Raw genomic sequence first — 15,761 nt, forward strand, 5'->3', positions numbered from 1 at the left:
GTTTAGACCGCAAAAAGCGATGCCTCAATTCCCGCAATGTGGATCAGGCAGCATCGGGCAATAAGCTGTCAGGCCCGCATTAACCCTTGGACGCCAACCCGCCCGTCGTTTATCCTGACGCGGAAAACAGTGCTGCGGCACTTTCGTGATTTTGGGGAAAGAGAGAAACGTATGACGATGATCATCGGGGGCAACACGCAGCCGGGCGCTGGCGACCCGACGGCGCAAGGCGGCACATCATCAGCACCAGGCGCCATGATTGTCGATGCGGATCAGGCAAACTTCATGGCGGAAGCCATTGATGCCAGCCGGGAGCGCCCCGTCCTCGTTGATTTCTGGGCCCCATGGTGCGGCCCCTGCAAAGAGCTGACACCGGTGCTTGAGAAAGTGGTGACCGCCGCGCAGGGCCGCGTGAAGCTCGTCAAACTGGATGTTGAAGCAAATGCCGCTCTGGCCGCCCAGCTCGTTCAGATCGGGCTGCCCCTGCAATCCATTCCCCTTGTCGCGGTTTTTTACAAGGGCCAGGTGTTGGACATCATGCAGGGCGCGCAGCGGGAGAGCGACGTCAAGCGTTTCGTCGAGAATATCCTGAAGTCAACCGGCGCGGAAATGCCCAGCGCGGAACTTTTAGCGGCCGGTCAGCAGGCATTACAGGCGCAGAATGGTGCGGAGGCCGCCGGGCATTTCAGCAGTCTCCTTGAGGTCGAGCCCGAAAATCCGGAGGGTTGGGCGGGCCTGATACGCGCCATGTTGGTCCTTGACGACGTGGAAGGCGCGGAGGAGGCCGCATCCCAGGTGCCCGACACCATTGCGGAGCACGCCGCCATCCTTGCCGCGAAATCCTCCATTGACGTCCATCGGGAGGGCCGGGCAGCGGCGGCGCAACTTGATCATCTACGCGCGGAGATTGCCAAGGCGCCTGAAAATAGAGAGCTTCAGTTACAACTCGCCGGCGCGCTTAATGGCGCCGGGGCGCGGCGGGAAGCGGCTGCAACATTGCTGGAGCTCATCAGCGCGGACCAGAATTGGAAGGAGGGCGCGGCTAAAACCGAGCTTCTTCGTCTTTTTGAAGCCTGGGGCGGCGCGGACCCGCTGACACGGGAAATGCGACGTGAGCTTTCTTCCATTCTGTTTTCATGATTATGTGAAGGGTCGTTTATGAGCCAGAATCCAGATATTTTTGATGTCGAACTCCTCGACATCCTCATCTGCCCCTTGACGCGGACCTCACTGACGTACAATGCCGAAACGCAGGAACTCATCAGCGCGGCGGCAAAAAAGGCCTATCCCATCCGCGATGGTATCCCCGTCATGCTGCCGGAAGAAGCGCGAACACTGGATTGATAGGGGCCGAAGAAGCCCACCAGCCCACCCAGTCGACGCACCATCGGTATTTCTGCCTCTCGCGACACGCGTCATCTCCCGCGTGTCACGGAGATTATGGTTTGTGGTCTGCGTTTTCAGGTTGGCCAAACATGAGACTTGCATCAGGTATGACGAATTCCGACGCGGATCTCTTTTTCGTTTCCATCGGTGCCAGTCCGGGAAGCCCGGCTGGAGGGCCTGAGCTTGCGTCTGGCGGGATGAACGGATCAAACGCATCCCAGAATTGACGGCGATGATGCGGGTTTTGTCCCGGGGGGTGGCCGGGCGGGCCGCGCACCGTGATATCAGGTTTGAAGGCTTCCGGTCGCGATGCCGTGCAGCCCCCCAGCACGACGATCCCATAACTTCCGAGTGTTAACCAAACGCGCCTCATTATCGCATCCTACCAACTCACCGTATTGATCTCAATTGACGGCATGGTCTTTCTCGGGCAGGGAAAATTTCGTTTCAAAAGGAGCATCCCGTGTTTGACCGTCCAATGACGACGAGCAGGAACCGCCTGCGTGCCTGGATCGACAGTATATTCCTTGATCATGCCATTTTTCGGCTGCTCTGGACGAATCACGCCCCCATCATCGACGGGGCGTTCTATCGATGCAATCACCCCACGCCGCGGCGATTGCGGCGCCTTAAATCGCGACTCGGCATCAAAACGCTCATTAATCTCCGTGGTCACCGGAAATGCGGCTCGGACGCTTTATCCCGATGGGCGGCGGCGGAGTTAGGGATCAAACTGATTGACATGGCTTTTGAAAGTCGCGGCGCGCCACACAGAGACCGTATTTTGCGATTTCACGAGATTTATCAATCCGTCGAGACGCCTGTGCTGTTGCACTGCAAATCCGGTGCTGACCGTGCAGGGCTGGCGGCGGGGTTGATCATCATGTTCAGAGGCGGGACGGCGTCAGAGGCTCTTGAACAGCTTCATTGGCGTTTCGGGCATTTTAAACATGCGCGTACCGGGGTGCTTGATGCTTTTTTCCATCTCTATCAGCGTCAGGCCGAGGGACGCCTCAGCTTTATGGAATGGGTCAGGCACGAATATGACGAGGACGGACTTCGCGCGTCCTTCCGGGCAGCGGGGCTGAGCAGCTTTCTCACCGACAACGTTTTACGCCGGGAGTAGAACAGGAATTCACTCCGCGGCGGCGGCGGCCTGTTCAGATAAAGTTTTGATGAGGTCCATGACGCGCTTGCGCACTTCCGCATCCGGTATGCGGTAATAAGCGCGCATCAACTCCAGCGTTTCCCGCTTGGCAAGGATGTGCAGATCCTCATTGGTCTTGACACTGTCCGCTGAAGCGAAGGCACGGAAACCTGCCGACGTCTCCCGGAAACCGGAGGAATAGCCGAGTGAGGCGGATTGCTCCACCTTTCCCTGCATATCATCAAAAAAGAACCCGATGGGCACGCGAAGGATTTTAGACATCTCATAGAGTCGGCTGGCACCCACCTTGTTTGTACCGCGCTCATATTTCTGGACCTGTTGAAAGGTCAGACCGAGGGCGGCCCCAAGTTTCTCCTGCGACATGCGCAGAAGCATACGCCTCAAGCGGATGCGAGCCCCGACGTGAGCATCAATCGGACCAGCCGCAGACGGGGTTTTTGTGCTTTCACTCATGACTGCGCGACCTGCTTTCCAAGTTGGAAGGGGAGCGGAACTTCCCTTCGGACGATTTTCGCTTCCTAGCATTTCTAATCGTTAGCAAAGCAATAAGAAAGGCCAATAAACAAATAAAGATAGGTATTGATCGACCAAAAATCGCGAACGGCGTTTTTTTTACCGGAGATGGCAGCGGTGCAACCAATATATCAGCCTTGTCCGGTGGAATCGCCCCAGTCTTCCTTCCTGCTGCGTCAAAAATGGCTGTCAGCCCCGTATTGGCGACCTGCGCAATCGGCACCCCCTCTTCAACAGCACGCAGGCGCACGGCCATTAAATGCTGCCAGGGCCCAGCACTGGCGCCGAACCATGCATCATTTGTCAGGTTCAACATCCAGTTTGGTCGCGGATTTGTGACCACCTGGCCGGAAAAGACAACCTCGTAGCAGACGAGCGGCGCAACGCGCCCCAATTGCGGTAACTGCCATGTGCGCAGCCCCGGGCCCGGCCGGAACTGCCCCGGCATGATGTTGAAGGGTAGAAAGCGCGGCTGATATTCCCCAAAGGGCACGAGGCGGGATTTGTCATAAGTCGCCGCGATCTCACCCTCACCATCAAGCGCCATGGCGCTGTTGTACCACTGGCCCGCTTCATCGCGTCGATCGCTGCCAATGATCCCCCAACTTCCCCCCGCCGCATGCGCGATCTGACGACGGGCGAAGGGTGCCTCATCCAGCAGGCCGGGAAAGCCCGATTCCGGCCAGGCATAAACGGCGTCACGGTCAGGGAAGAGGGCGTGCGCGATGGAGATGCCCTCCCGAGTCAGCATCAAGGAGCGTTGCAGGACTTCCCCGCTTTCATCGCGGGAGAGGATGTGATCTTCGCTCACATTATTCTGCACAAGGACGAGCGCGGGATTCTGAACGGGAAGAAGCGACAGATGATGCACGCGCTCATAACCATATATCGCGATGAACATCCACAATAACGCAGCAACATAGAGAGACCGCCGCACGCGAAAAAGCGCAGCGCTGGTGAGGATGAGGCAGAATGTCAGCCCATCGACACCGATGACGCTGGCGATCTGCGTTAGGACGGTGCCCGCATCGCCGGGAAAGGTGAGATCAGCCCCCAGCGGATTCCACGGAAAACCGGAAAAGAGGAAGATGCGGGACATATCGGCCAATGTCCAACTGCCCGCAAAAATAAGGATACTGCCCCAGCCAGAGGAGAATCTTCGGGCCAGCAGGCTTGGCACCGCCGCGAATGGCGCCAGGATCAGCGCACAGCCGGGCGTCGCCAGCGGCACCGCCCACCAGAATTGCCGTCCGCCCATCAATACGGCATGTGTCAGCCAGTAAAGTCCGCCGAGATTAAGGCCAAACCCGAAAACCAGCCCGTTAAAAGCGGCTTGCCGCCATGAGGCCGCCTGCCGCGCGCACCCGTAGAGAAGCCACACGCCGCAAATAAGCCCGGGGAGAAAATAAAGAGGCGGGTAGGCTGTCGCGGCGAAAAGGCCGGAGAGGAAGCAGATGAATGCGGGACGATATCGACGCAGTTTTGAGGCTTCAGGTCCGGACAAGTTTTCTGTCGATAAATTGGGGTTGAGAGGGGCCTTTATTCCAGGGCATCCCGTAGCCGACGCTCATAATGGCGGTAATATTTATCCGCGAGAAGTTCACTTTTGACGAGGACGGCAATATCCGTCGTGTTGAACTGCGCATCCACCACCGCCCCATCACCGACAAACCCGCCAAGACGCAGATAGCCTTTGATTAAAGGCGGCAGGCGCGCGAGGCACTTGCGATGGTCCAGACTATGCGGGTCCGTCAGTTGCATGGAAACATAACGCTCCGGCAGGGCGCGGATGCGGAGTGCAGGCGGGGCAAGGTGGTTATGATAGAGATAGGTGAGCTCCTGCGCTTTGGTCGACGGGTCCGTGCCGGGCAGACTGGCGCAACCAAACAGGACGTCGATGCGATGCAGGAAGATATAGGAGGCAATGCCGCGCCAGAGAAGCTGCATCGCGGCCCGCCCCCGGTAACGCTGATCAACGCAGGAGCGTCCGACTTCAAGAAGGCGCCCCGGAAAATCCGTCAGAACCGAGATATCGTACTCGCCAGACGTGTAAAAACGCCCGATTTTCGCGGCTGCATCGCTGCGTAGAAGACGATAAGTCCCGACAACGCCTTCCGCCCCTGAAGAAATATCATGATCAATGACGAGGAGGTGATCGGCAATATCGTCGAAATCATCCACGTCCCGGCGCGATTTGAGGGCTGCCGCGCTGGGATGCGCGCCCATTTCCTCAAAAAAGACGCGATAACGCAGCGCCTGCGCCGCCTCACGTTCCGCTTTGTTTTCCGCGATCCGCACGCCCAGCGCGCCCGCCCGTAATTCCGGCAGGGAATCACGTGACAGGTCCAGAGTGGAGAGAGACCCGGCTGGCGGGTTGCGCGCACCATCCGAAATCAGCATTTTCAGGAGTTCAGCCTGGCGCGGCTTCGCGGTCATATTGTCTCACCCGATTGCTTCTTCCGCCCGGAAGCCGGAATCCGCCGTCCGAACAATTCAAGGCGGTGGGAAACGAGGTCGAAACCGAGTTTCTCGGCGATGTCACGTATCATGTCGCGATGCGCCGCATCCTCAAATTCAACAACATGACCCGTATCGATATCAATGATATGATAATGCCGGTGATCCTCGGGCTCACTCGCCTCATAACGCGCGCGATTACCGCCGAAATTCCGTCGCTCAAGGATGCCTTTTTCCTCAAGCAGGCGCACAGTACGGTAGACTGTCGCGATGGATATACGCCGGTCGAGAGACGATGCACGCCGATAAAGCTCTTCAACGTCGGGGTGATCTTCGGCCTCCGAGAGAACCTTGGCAATGACGCGACGCTGACCCGTCATTTTGAGGCCATGATCGATACAAAGCCGCTCTATGATTGACTCGTTCCTGGATGACATTGCGTATCGCTTCGGCTTTCAGCAAGGCGGATATGGACGAAGCTGATCGTATCCGAGTTCATCCCGTTTGCCAAGAATTGACGCCAACAAAGCGTCACGCAGCCCGGTCGGCAGCTTCCACCCCCGAACGTCGCAGCGTTGCTGAAGTTCTCCTCCGTGCGGCGGGAGCTGGTTGAAACTTTTCAGGAACGATGGCGAATGCATGTCGACGCGTCTGGAGGGATGCCGCCCTCAAAGGTCAGCGGCGATGGCCCAGACCGATACGTCGCGCAAGTTGAGAGCGATGATTGGCGTAATTCGGCGCGACCATCGGATATTCAGGCGGAAGATCCCACCGCTCCCGATATTGTTGCGGCGTCATTTTATAAACAGTGTGCAGGTGACGCCGCAGTAATTTGAGTTTCTTCCCGTCCTCCAGGCAAACAATATAATCCGGGAAGACGGATTTTTTAGGATAAACAGCCGGTACAGGTTTGGCCTCTTCATTTTCTTTACGGGCGAGTGCCATCATCACGAGGTGCACCGACTTGATGAGCGCCATCATTTCCTCGCCTTCGATTTCATTATTCGAGACGTATGCGGAGATTATTTGGGCAGTCAAGGCATGGAGCGACACGTCTGAGGCTGGGCTCTTCATTAACATCACCTGGAACTTTAGAATTTGATTTTGAAAAGATTTAACCTTAAAATCCAATAATAGCAAGAAGAATCATTTGGTAAATGAGTATACTCGTGAGACGTGTAGTGACATGTTAGGTTAAATAACGCAACGTTTGTTTTTAAGTAAGTAAAGTGTCAATATATACTAAATAAAATTTTTTATAGATGGTTGCGCGCAGTAATGACTTCACGTCACATTGTGCGTGTTTAATCGAAATTTAACTCTATTTGCCGGAAGCATGTAAAAATTTGTCAGAGACTGTCTGACAAATTAGCGCACATTACGATGGCGTTGCTACCGTCACTATAGTAATTTGCCCGGAAGCCGCACCGACTATACCCCGCCGACGTATAGAGCGTTCTCGCCGCCGCGTTGTCGGCACGCACTTCGAGGAAAATCTTTTCCACTTTGGCGTGTTTCATCGACTCGGACATTCTCTTGAGGAGAGATTGCGCAACGCCGCGGCGTCGATAATCCGGCGCGACGCAAAGAGTCAGAATTTCCGCTTCATCCAGCGCTTTCCGCGCAATGACCAAACCGGCCAAACCGTCATGGGTCGCGACCACCCAGGCGCAACATCCCGGCATAGCCAGCAGATTTCTTATATTCGGAGCTGACCACGCTTCCCCACTCGGAAAACACGCTTCATGCAGGTCTGAAAGTGCCCTGGCGGCTTCCGGGCCGACCGCGTCAACAGGCCAGACCCTCATCACGGGATCGGGGCAGGTCGGAGCCCGGCCAGAGGGGGCTTCGCTTCAGGCGGGTCCACATAAAGCGGTGTCACACTCTCCATGGGGGGCACATTTTGCGCCGCCGCGGCAATCGCGCCCGGCGATGGTTGCTGGTCCATATCTGACCGGAAGCGATGCGTCGTTGCCAAGCGGTCATACAACCAGGAGGACGCGTCGCCGACGATCAATTGACCGGAGGGTACGTTCACGGAATCAGGTGCACCCGCCCAGAAGGTGCCATCCGGTCTTTCCAGAAAAATCCGGTTACGCCGCGCGCGTATCGCGGTCCAGACATCCCGCGTTTCCGTCTCCGCACGGTAACACGCACCGATGGAAACACCATGGAGCGGACATTCATAAGCTTTGGCCAATCCGGCGGCCAAAGCAAGGCTCGCGCGCAAACCGGTGAAGGAGCCGGGGCCGCGCACCACGGTGATGGCGTCCGGCCCGTTTTTTCGCCAGCCCGCCGCGTCAAGCACCTCCTGTAGAAGCGCCACCATCACCTCCGATGCGCCGCGCCCAAGAAGCGCGCATTGGGAAATCACCTCTCCCCCCGACAAGGCGGCGATGACGCCACCCGGCGCCTCTGCGGCTGGCGCAGCGTTGATCACCAACATACGCAGATTTTGCCTGACATTGACCGCTGCCGGGTCGCGCACCTCAGTCATGGCGGTCCCGTCAGAACAAGCGGCAGGCGGCATGGAAATCAAGTCGCGGTGCCCGTTCAGGCGGCGGAGTTTCACCCGGATATCCGATACCCATCAGAAAATTGGCGCGCCAGCCCGTCTCCGCCATCAGCGCATCCTCAACATCGTCGCTGTCAAAGCCGGAAATCGGCCAGGCGGCGAGGCCAAGCGCGCGGGCCGCCATGATCAGATAACCGCCCTGCAACGTCGCATTCCTGAAAGCGGTTTCCTCCGCCAGTCCCACATCTGAGGCAAACCAATCCCTTAAATTCTCCTCCGGATTGAGCTCCGGCAGATGATCAAAAAAAACCGGGTCCTGACAGATGACGACACCGAGCGGCGCATCCATGAAACGTTCAACATTGGGGGCGGAGAGAGCATGCCGGATCATCCCCCGACTCTCACGCGAGGTCAGGAAAATGAAGCGTGCCGGGCTGCAATTCGCAGAGGTTGGCCCCCATTTGACGAGTTCATAGAGCGCACACACCACATTTTCTGTAACGGGGCGGGGCGACCAGCTGACCGGCGTGCGCGCGGCGCGAAACATCTGGTCCAGAGCGTCAGCGCCCAAAGCGCCATTGAAGTCTGTTTCGACCGGCGACGCCTCCTCACCCGCGTCAGACGCTGGGGCGGGCTGACGCTGGATTTCATCGATTGGGGGAGGCGTCTCAAAAAATGGCGCGTTCTCATCCGCGCCCGGAAGAGTCGTCACGACATCTCCACTTGTTCAACTTCTTTGACCTCCGGCACATAATGGCGCAGCATGTTTTCTACGCCGTGCTTAAGTGTCGCACGGGATGACGGGCACCCGGCGCAGGCACCCTGCATGGAAAGTCGCACCACACCATCCTGATAGCCGCGGAAAACAATGTCACCGCCATCTCCCGCCACGGCCGGACGGACACGCGTGTCAAGCAACTCACGAATACGCGCCACGACCTCACGATCCTGCTCAGCAACTTCGTAAGCCTGCTCTTCACCTTTTGACAGCAGCACAGGCGTGCCATGTGTCAAGGCGGAAGCAATCTCCGTCAGAATGGCCGGTTTCAGGTCCGCCCAGTCTGACAGCTCAGACTTGGTGACGGAGATGAAATCAGCGCCAAGAAACACGCCGGTCACGCCATCAATCGCAAAAAGCGCCTCAACAAGCGGGGAGCGCCCCTGCGCGGCCTCGGCTGAGGCGAAATCCGCCGTCAGCCCGTCACCCGTGACGCGGCAGCCCGGACGAAATTTCAACGTCGCTGGGTTTGGCGTGTTTTCGGTCTCAATAAACATGGTATCCTCACTCATACGGTGCTCTGCCTCAAATGCGACGTGGGGCCACGATATGCAAGGGGCGGGGTCAGGGCAAGGCTTTAAAATCTGGCGCGCCGGGACTGTGACACATGGGCGGCAGGGCGGTTTTTCAGTGTGAAACCTCACGGGGAAGCATGACCTGCACCTCAAGACCCGAGGGTTGAACGTTGCGGAAACTCAGGCGACCATTGGCGCGCCTCACCTCCCGTTTGACAATCGCAAGCCCCAGCCCCGCCCCGCCCGTCTGGCGGGATCGGGAGTGATCCACGCGGTAAAAAGCCTCCGTGATGCGTGCGAGATCCTGCTCGGGCACGCCGGGCCCGTGATCCGTCACGGATATGACGATACGGCTCTCCTCCACACTCAGCGCCACCTCCGCACTGCCGCCATGAACACAGGCATTCTGGATGAGATTTGCGAAGACGCGTTTGATCGCGATGGGCCGCAATGTCAGGAGGCAACGATCTGGGCCCGTATAAGCGGTTTTTCGCCCCTGATCCGCCTGCGTGTCCAGAAGTGTGGAGATAATGGCGACGAGATCAACAACGCGCGGGACTTCCGGGTCATTATTACCGGCCAGAAAGGCGAGAACGCCGTTAATCATCGCCTCCATCTCGTCAATATCCATCACAATGGCGAGGCGCGCCTCCTCATCTTCCAGAAAATCGGCCCGCAGGCGCAGGCGGGCCAAAGGTGTGCGGAGATCATGTGAGACAGCGGCAAGGACGGATGTCTTATCTTCAATCAGTTTCTGGATGCGCGTCTGCATCGCATTGATCGCATGCGCAAGGCCACGCACTTCCCGTGGGCCTGCCTCATTGACGACAGTGCGTGCGTCTTCATCCTCATTTCCAAGATGATTGGCGACGGAAGAAAGGGTTCGAAGGGGAAGGCTGAGTGCGCGGATAAGAACCGCCGCCACGCCGCAAACAGCAACGGCCGTGATGGCGGCAATCGCGACCGCCCCATTCATGGATGTGACGACGAGGACGTGGGGCATCTCAAAAACGAGGTCCTGCTCCCCGTCAATCGCCAGGGCACCGCGGATCCCGACCGTCTCGGAACCGAGATCCGCCACACAGAGATGCGCATTGCTCAACATGGCATGGGCCGAACCCAGCGAGTCCACGCCCGGCGCGAGGCACTGCCCGTCCTCCATATCCTCGCCCTCACGATGCTCTCTTATGGAAAGACGTAAATTCGGGTTGGAGAGTCGCGCCACAATCACCGGTCTTCTGCGTGGGGAGACAGCATGAAGCATGTCGAGATCAGCGCTCAATTCTTCCGCGAGGACGGAGAGGCGAACGACACTGACCTGACTGATCTGCGCCTGGCGGTAAATGAAGGAGGAAGCAAGAAACACGGCACAGATTGCCGCGAGCACCACGATACTGACGCGACCCGTCAGGCCAATCGGCCAGATGCGAATGGCGCCGCGGGCGTCATCCTCCTGCATCGCGTGAGGCGGCGCCAATTTTCAGAGCCCCGCACCGCACGTGGGGATGACAGGTTGCGCCGCCATATGAGTCAGAGACGCTCAACTTCAGAGACGAAGAAATAACCTGTGCCACGGACGGTACGGATCAATTTATCCGCATCATCGCCCAGCTTGCGCCGCAGACGACTGACGAGCACATCAATACTGCGGTCGGAGGCATCTCCCAGGCGCGTGCGGGATAATTCCAGCAGCCGGTCCCGCGCGATGACGCGTTGGGGATTATCGAGGAAGCTGATGAGCAAATCATGCTCCGCGCCGGAAATTTCGATGGCGGCGCCTGACGGGTCAAGCAATTCACGGCGGCGCAGATCCAGCGTCCAGCCGGAGAAACGAAGTCTCTCCCGCCTTGAACCCTCGCGCGCCATCTGCGTCTGGCCACGTCGTAACACCGCCCTGACGCGCGCCAGCAACTCCTTCTGGCTGAAGGGCTTGGCCACATAATCATCCGCACCGATTTCAAGACCGAGCACACGATCCCCCTCCCCGCCTCGGGCGGAAAGCATGATGATCGGCGTCTGACGCAAAGGCGCTTCACCCTCGTGGCTTTTGCCATATCCGGCACGGAGGGCACGGCAGAGCTCAATGCCACTGACGGCGGGGAGCATGACATCAAGAATAATGAGGTCAACAGTGGCGTTGGCGAGCGCATCCCACATCTCGTCCCCGCTTTCAACACCGCGGACACGGTAACCCTCCCCCTGGAGGGCGCGCTGCACGAGGGTGCGCATCCCGGCGTCATCTTCAACAATGAGAATGCGGGGCGGCAGGGAGTGGGGCGATGGAAGCGTCTTCATGGGAAGAGCGTAAGCAATCTTGTCATGGAAATCGATTAAAAACACCAGCTTCTTCGTTAACGTCGTCGAAAAGTGAAGACGTCAACGAAACTTTCGCTCATTGTTGTTGAATGTTTCCGAATATGACTTATTATTTCACAATACTAGGGACTTATTAAGATGATAATGTAATTCTTTTACCAAACTTCAAATAGAAAACGGCGAATCAATCTTTTAATATTATTATTATAAATTTCTTGTTTGCCTTTATATTTCGGTAATTAGGCGGGTCGGACCGATGATCGGTCCGATCTCTGCTCATGTTACTTCGAGGCCCGTCTGCCGCACGGCCTCGCCGTCCGTATTTGCGATATGCGGGTCACGGCGGTGAATGGTTTTTGAGGAAGAAAAGCTTCGGTCGTCCAACTTGGGAGGACGCGACAAGGTCGCATGGTGGGGCGTGGCCTGCCATCATGTAAGCAGTGGCGTTATTGGCCACGTGTGCTCCGGCTTCGTGACAGCCTGGCCCTGACCGTAACGGGTCTTTACATGACTGGGAGGTGGCGTTTGACCAGATGATACGAGACGCCACCCGGTCTGCGCTCAGAATTTGGTGGTTAAAAGGACGCGCCGCAAACCTTTTCCGAGAAAGATCGCGGCTTCATCGCTTTCCAACCGGAAGATTTCCGGCCGGGGCGCATATCTCGCGCCCCCCCCCCCCCTCACCCTGATGAAGCTAATGCGCTGCGGGCACAGCCGGGTGTCGGGTGATAATCTCCCATAATTGCGCGAGATTCTCGGCCGTCGCCTCACCCGAAACAGCGTCGAACGCCTTGATGGCGGCCTGCGTCCGCCCCGCGTCACGCAACGCCATCGCATAATGGAGCTGCGCGATGGCTTTATCAGAACCGGCGCTCTTTGATGCGCCCTCCTGCATTAGACGGGCGCCGTCATCAATCTTACCGGCCAGGATCAGATTGTAACCCGACTTGATGGCCGCCTGACCCGTGCCATCCTTGGCAGCCTCTTGCTGCGCCTCCGTGAGATGGGCCGTCGAGTCCTTGACGCGGGACACCATCAGGACGCGGAGCCTCTGCATTCGCGCGGCATCCGCACCGTTGCCGATCAGGCGGGCTTTGAGGCCCTGATCGAGCAATGTCAGGCCGAGCTGCGGCAACCCCAGCTGAACGGCGCGCTCCGACATATCGACCCACTCACCCGGCGTACGAAGCGTGCCGGTCACCGCACGCAGGCGCATGAGGTTGAAGCGCAGGCTCGGCGCCATTTTTGGTTGCACCGCGAGGTCATGAATCAGGCGTTCCCAATATCCCGGCTTCGGGTAATATTTCGCCAGCAGCACATAAGCGTGCGTTTCCTGATCCGGCTGGTGGGTTTGATTGTAACATGTGGCGAGGAACTGCAATGCGTTCTCGCTCGGCTTATGACCCGCATGAATCTCTGCATCAACCATGGCACGCTGGGTCTTTGCTGCGTTGGCGTAATCACCCTGAAGGTAATAAGCCTGCACAAGCAGGTTCCGCATCTGCGCATTCGGCCCAGCGGATTTGACATATTGCTGGATGTAAGTGACAGCGTGACCATAATCTTTGGCCGTATAGGCATTCGTCGCAAGCGCCATCATCATCTGATGCTTTTCACCCGCGGAACTGCGTGGGGACGCGATCAGCGCCTGATAAGCGCGGGACGCCGCCGCGTGGTCGCCGCTCGCTGAGGCGATCGCGGCGCGCATCTGGTTGATTGTGTAGGTCTCGTAATCGGTCTTGCCTTTGACGGCATCGGCTTTCGCAACGGCTTCCATCGCCTTGGCATAGGATTTCCGACTCAGTGCCGTTGACGCCGCCTGAAGCGGCTTCCCCACCGCATTGGACAGAACATCCGCAGACGGAGAAGCGGCTTCCGCCGTCTGCACAATCCCACCCGGGGCGGCGGAAAATGCAACGAGGCTGAAAGCAGCCGCACTGCCGAGGATGAAGTGACGAAAAGCGAAAACACGCGCCATTTACTGGCCCTCATCCATAAACTGGTCCGATCCGACGATGCCCAGTTTCTCGACGCCAAGACGTTGGGCGTCAGCGAGGACATGCGCGACAGCATTGTAACTTGCGAGGCGATCCGGGTGAATATGCATTTCCGGCTGATCGGGCATGGCGGCTGCCGCCTGAAAATGCGCCTGGAGATCTTCCTCACTGGTGATGGGCTCACCATTCCAGCTCAGTTGATTGTCAAAATCAATCCCGACTGTCACCACATGGGGTGGCGCGTTGGAGGGTGGCGGGTTGCCCTGCGGCAATTGCAACGCAACGGAATGCGTTTGTAATGGAATGGTGATGATCAGCATGATCAGCAAAACCAGCATGACGTCGATGAGCGGCGTCGTGTTGATATCGACGATGCCCTCATCTTCATGCGTGCTTTCGGTTCCGACACTCATGGACATGAGCGACGCCCTCCCCTTCGAAAATCCAACCTGCTTAGGTAAAAGCAAGGTTTTAAAGTCTGATCAGCCCTGACATAGGATGCATCCGACATGCCTAACTGTGTGGTTGCTCCGTTATGAAATCAACGCGGGAGATCCCGGCTTCCTGACAGGTTGCCACGATCCGCCCGACTGACTCATAGCGCGCTTTCTCATCACCGCGAATCTGCACCTGCGGTTGCGGCTGCATGACAGCCACTTTCTCCAATCGGGAAAGCAGGTCCTGCCGACTGGTGATCTGACGTTCATTCCAGAACATCCGCCCGTCTGACGTGACGGCCAGTACGACATTGCCCGGTCGCGTGTGCGTTGGCTGGTTCTTCGCCTTAGGTAGCGCGACCTTGACTGTGTGCGTGGCGACCGGAATGGTGATAAGGAAAATGATCAGCAGAACAAGCATGACGTCGACAAGCGGCGTCGTGTTGATCGCCGAAACGACTTCACCCTCGTCTTCACCGCCTGAACCGACATTCATACCCATATTCAGTCCACCCGGCTGGAAGATGTGATTGTGGTCGGGGAAGCTGACTCACCCTGCTCAGCCACGCCGTGGCGGTAACCGCCCAGCAGCACCGCCTGCACATCGGCAGCGAAATTCCGGACGCGATCCATCGCGCCCTTATTGCGGCGCACCAGCAGGTTGTAGCCCAGCACAGCCGGGACCGCCGTCGCCAGACCGATCGCGGTCATGATCAGCGCTTCACCAACAGGGCCAGCGACCTTGTCAATGGAAGCCTGACCGGCAATGCCGATCGCCGTCAGAGCGTGATAAATGCCCCAGACTGTGCCGAACAGACCGACAAAGGGTGATGTCGAGCCCACCGTGCCAAGGAAGGCAAGCCCACCCTGAAGGCGCGAATTGATCATATCAACAGAACGCTGAATGGAAGTCGCAACCCAGCTATTGAGGTCAACAGCATCCCGCATCGAATTTTCATGGTGACGGGCTGCGGAAACCCCGGTCTCCGCAACATAGCGGAAGGGTGAATCTTCACTCAGCGCAGCCGCACCTTTTTCAAGGGAGGACTGATTCCAGAAATCGGTTGCAGCCGCCTTGGAGGAGGAGAAAATCTTGGCCTGCTCGATAAATTTCAGCACCATGATAATCCATGTGCCAACCGACATGACAACCAGGATCAAAAGGACTGAACGCGCCACCGCGTCGCCACCCGCCCAAAGTGCCTTCAGGCCATAAGGATTGTCCTGCACCGTCGCTTGCGGCACCTGAATTTCAGGAGAAGCTGGTGCGGCGGCATCACTCGGGTTGGCGGGCGCTGCTGCAGCCGCGTCTGCGGGGGCCGAAGCGTCGGCCGCACCACCTTCCGCTTCCGGCGCGGCATTGGCCGGGGCCGCTGATGTCGCCGCAGGACTGTCATCAGGCTGTGAAGCGGGCTGGGACGGCGCCGCATCCCCGGTCGCCTGAGCGAAAGAAATCTGGGGCAGCAACGCCGCAGCTGGCGCCACCGCAAGGGTCAGAGCCAGGGCGGGAGCGGCGAGCGCGGAAACGCGGAACAATCTCGTCATGATCTCCATATCCTATGTAAAAAGCCGGTTGAAACGTGTCTTAGCCAAGCGGACACCGGCGGCAACCCCGACCGGGCCCGGCGACGCCGGCCAGACATGGAGACCGGCGCTGCCGCGTCCCCGTAAACCCATCA

General features: G+C 58.1%; 18 protein-coding genes. 3 read left to right on the forward strand and 15 right to left on the reverse strand.

What is annotated here, in order from left to right; genetic code table 11:
- Positions 1-171: 171 nt before the first annotated feature.
- From N5W20_RS07005 to N5W20_RS07015, 3 genes are all read left to right on the forward strand, one after another.
- The gene (locus tag N5W20_RS07005; protein WP_319806445.1) at positions 172-1,140 is read left to right on the forward strand and encodes a tetratricopeptide repeat protein; all 969 of its coding nucleotides are present in this window, start codon (positions 172-174) and stop codon (positions 1,138-1,140) included.
- A gap of 18 nt (positions 1,141-1,158) precedes the next feature.
- Positions 1,159-1,344 carry a Trm112 family protein gene (locus N5W20_RS07010; protein WP_319806446.1) on the forward strand — a complete coding sequence of 62 codons (186 nt, stop codon included), beginning with the start codon at positions 1,159-1,161 and terminating at the stop codon, positions 1,342-1,344.
- Positions 1,345-1,849: 505 nt separating this feature from the next.
- Positions 1,850-2,512: a fused DSP-PTPase phosphatase/NAD kinase-like protein gene (locus tag N5W20_RS07015; RefSeq protein WP_319806447.1), complete on the forward strand. Its 663-nt coding sequence runs from the start codon at positions 1,850-1,852 to the stop codon at positions 2,510-2,512.
- A gap of 9 nt (positions 2,513-2,521) precedes the next feature.
- Here the strand turns inward: N5W20_RS07015 and N5W20_RS07020 are convergent, their stop codons facing one another.
- The 15 genes from N5W20_RS07020 to N5W20_RS07090 all read right to left on the reverse strand — a co-directional run bounded on the left by N5W20_RS07020 (position 2,522) and on the right by N5W20_RS07090 (position 15,627).
- A complete protein-coding gene (locus tag N5W20_RS07020; protein ID WP_319806448.1) occupies positions 2,522-3,007 on the reverse strand; it encodes a helix-turn-helix domain-containing protein in 486 nt (161 codons plus the stop codon).
- Positions 3,000-4,571, reverse strand: coding sequence for an apolipoprotein N-acyltransferase (gene lnt, locus N5W20_RS07025; protein ID WP_319806449.1), 1,572 nt, complete (start codon positions 4,569-4,571; stop codon positions 3,000-3,002). The genes N5W20_RS07020 and lnt overlap by 8 nt, the downstream gene beginning before the upstream one ends.
- A 35-nt stretch (positions 4,572-4,606) precedes the next feature.
- A complete protein-coding gene (locus tag N5W20_RS07030; RefSeq protein WP_319807859.1) occupies positions 4,607-5,467 on the reverse strand; it encodes a GNAT family N-acetyltransferase in 861 nt (286 codons plus the stop codon).
- Positions 5,468-5,499: 32 nt separating this feature from the next.
- Positions 5,500-5,961, reverse strand: a complete 462-nt coding sequence (locus tag N5W20_RS07035) for a Fur family transcriptional regulator (protein WP_319806450.1) — start codon at positions 5,959-5,961, stop codon at positions 5,500-5,502.
- Between the two features lie 238 nt (positions 5,962-6,199).
- On the reverse strand, positions 6,200-6,598 hold the full coding sequence (locus tag N5W20_RS07040; protein ID WP_319806451.1) for a MucR family transcriptional regulator: 399 nt from the start codon (positions 6,596-6,598) through the stop codon (positions 6,200-6,202).
- A 275-nt stretch (positions 6,599-6,873) separates the two neighbouring features.
- The gene (rimI, locus tag N5W20_RS07045; protein WP_319806452.1) at positions 6,874-7,332 is read right to left on the reverse strand and encodes a ribosomal protein S18-alanine N-acetyltransferase; all 459 of its coding nucleotides are present in this window, start codon (positions 7,330-7,332) and stop codon (positions 6,874-6,876) included.
- Complete coding sequence (gene tsaB, locus N5W20_RS07050; protein ID WP_319806453.1) at positions 7,332-8,021, reverse strand: tRNA (adenosine(37)-N6)-threonylcarbamoyltransferase complex dimerization subunit type 1 TsaB; 690 nt, start codon at positions 8,019-8,021, stop codon at positions 7,332-7,334. Before tsaB ends, rimI begins: the two co-directional genes overlap by 1 nt.
- Positions 8,022-8,031: 10 nt before the next feature.
- Positions 8,032-8,586, reverse strand: coding sequence for a malonic semialdehyde reductase (locus tag N5W20_RS07055; protein WP_319807860.1), 555 nt, complete (start codon positions 8,584-8,586; stop codon positions 8,032-8,034).
- Positions 8,587-8,747: 161 nt separating this feature from the next.
- The gene (locus N5W20_RS07060; RefSeq protein ID WP_319807861.1) at positions 8,748-9,314 is read right to left on the reverse strand and encodes a NifU family protein; all 567 of its coding nucleotides are present in this window, start codon (positions 9,312-9,314) and stop codon (positions 8,748-8,750) included.
- A gap of 130 nt (positions 9,315-9,444) precedes the next feature.
- Positions 9,445-10,809: an ATP-binding protein gene (locus N5W20_RS07065; protein WP_319806454.1), complete on the reverse strand. Its 1,365-nt coding sequence runs from the start codon at positions 10,807-10,809 to the stop codon at positions 9,445-9,447.
- 53 nt (positions 10,810-10,862) lie between these two features.
- Complete coding sequence (locus N5W20_RS07070) at positions 10,863-11,627, reverse strand: response regulator transcription factor (protein ID WP_319807862.1); 765 nt, start codon at positions 11,625-11,627, stop codon at positions 10,863-10,865.
- 715 nt (positions 11,628-12,342) lie between these two features.
- On the reverse strand, positions 12,343-13,626 hold the full coding sequence (locus N5W20_RS07075) for a tol-pal system YbgF family protein (RefSeq protein WP_319806455.1): 1,284 nt from the start codon (positions 13,624-13,626) through the stop codon (positions 12,343-12,345).
- A complete protein-coding gene (locus N5W20_RS07080) occupies positions 13,627-14,064 on the reverse strand; it encodes an ExbD/TolR family protein (protein ID WP_319806456.1) in 438 nt (145 codons plus the stop codon).
- Between the two features lie 94 nt (positions 14,065-14,158).
- Positions 14,159-14,584 (reverse strand): ExbD/TolR family protein, encoded by a 426-nt coding sequence (locus tag N5W20_RS07085; RefSeq protein WP_319806457.1) that lies wholly within the window; start codon positions 14,582-14,584, stop codon positions 14,159-14,161.
- A 2-nt stretch (positions 14,585-14,586) separates the two neighbouring features.
- Positions 14,587-15,627 carry a MotA/TolQ/ExbB proton channel family protein gene (locus tag N5W20_RS07090; RefSeq protein WP_319806458.1) on the reverse strand — a complete coding sequence of 347 codons (1,041 nt, stop codon included), beginning with the start codon at positions 15,625-15,627 and terminating at the stop codon, positions 14,587-14,589.
- Between the last annotated feature and the right edge of the window lie 134 nt (positions 15,628-15,761).

It is taken from the genome of Candidatus Kirkpatrickella diaphorinae, assembly GCF_025736875.1.
GTDB lineage: Bacteria > Pseudomonadota > Alphaproteobacteria > Acetobacterales > Acetobacteraceae > Sorlinia > Sorlinia diaphorinae.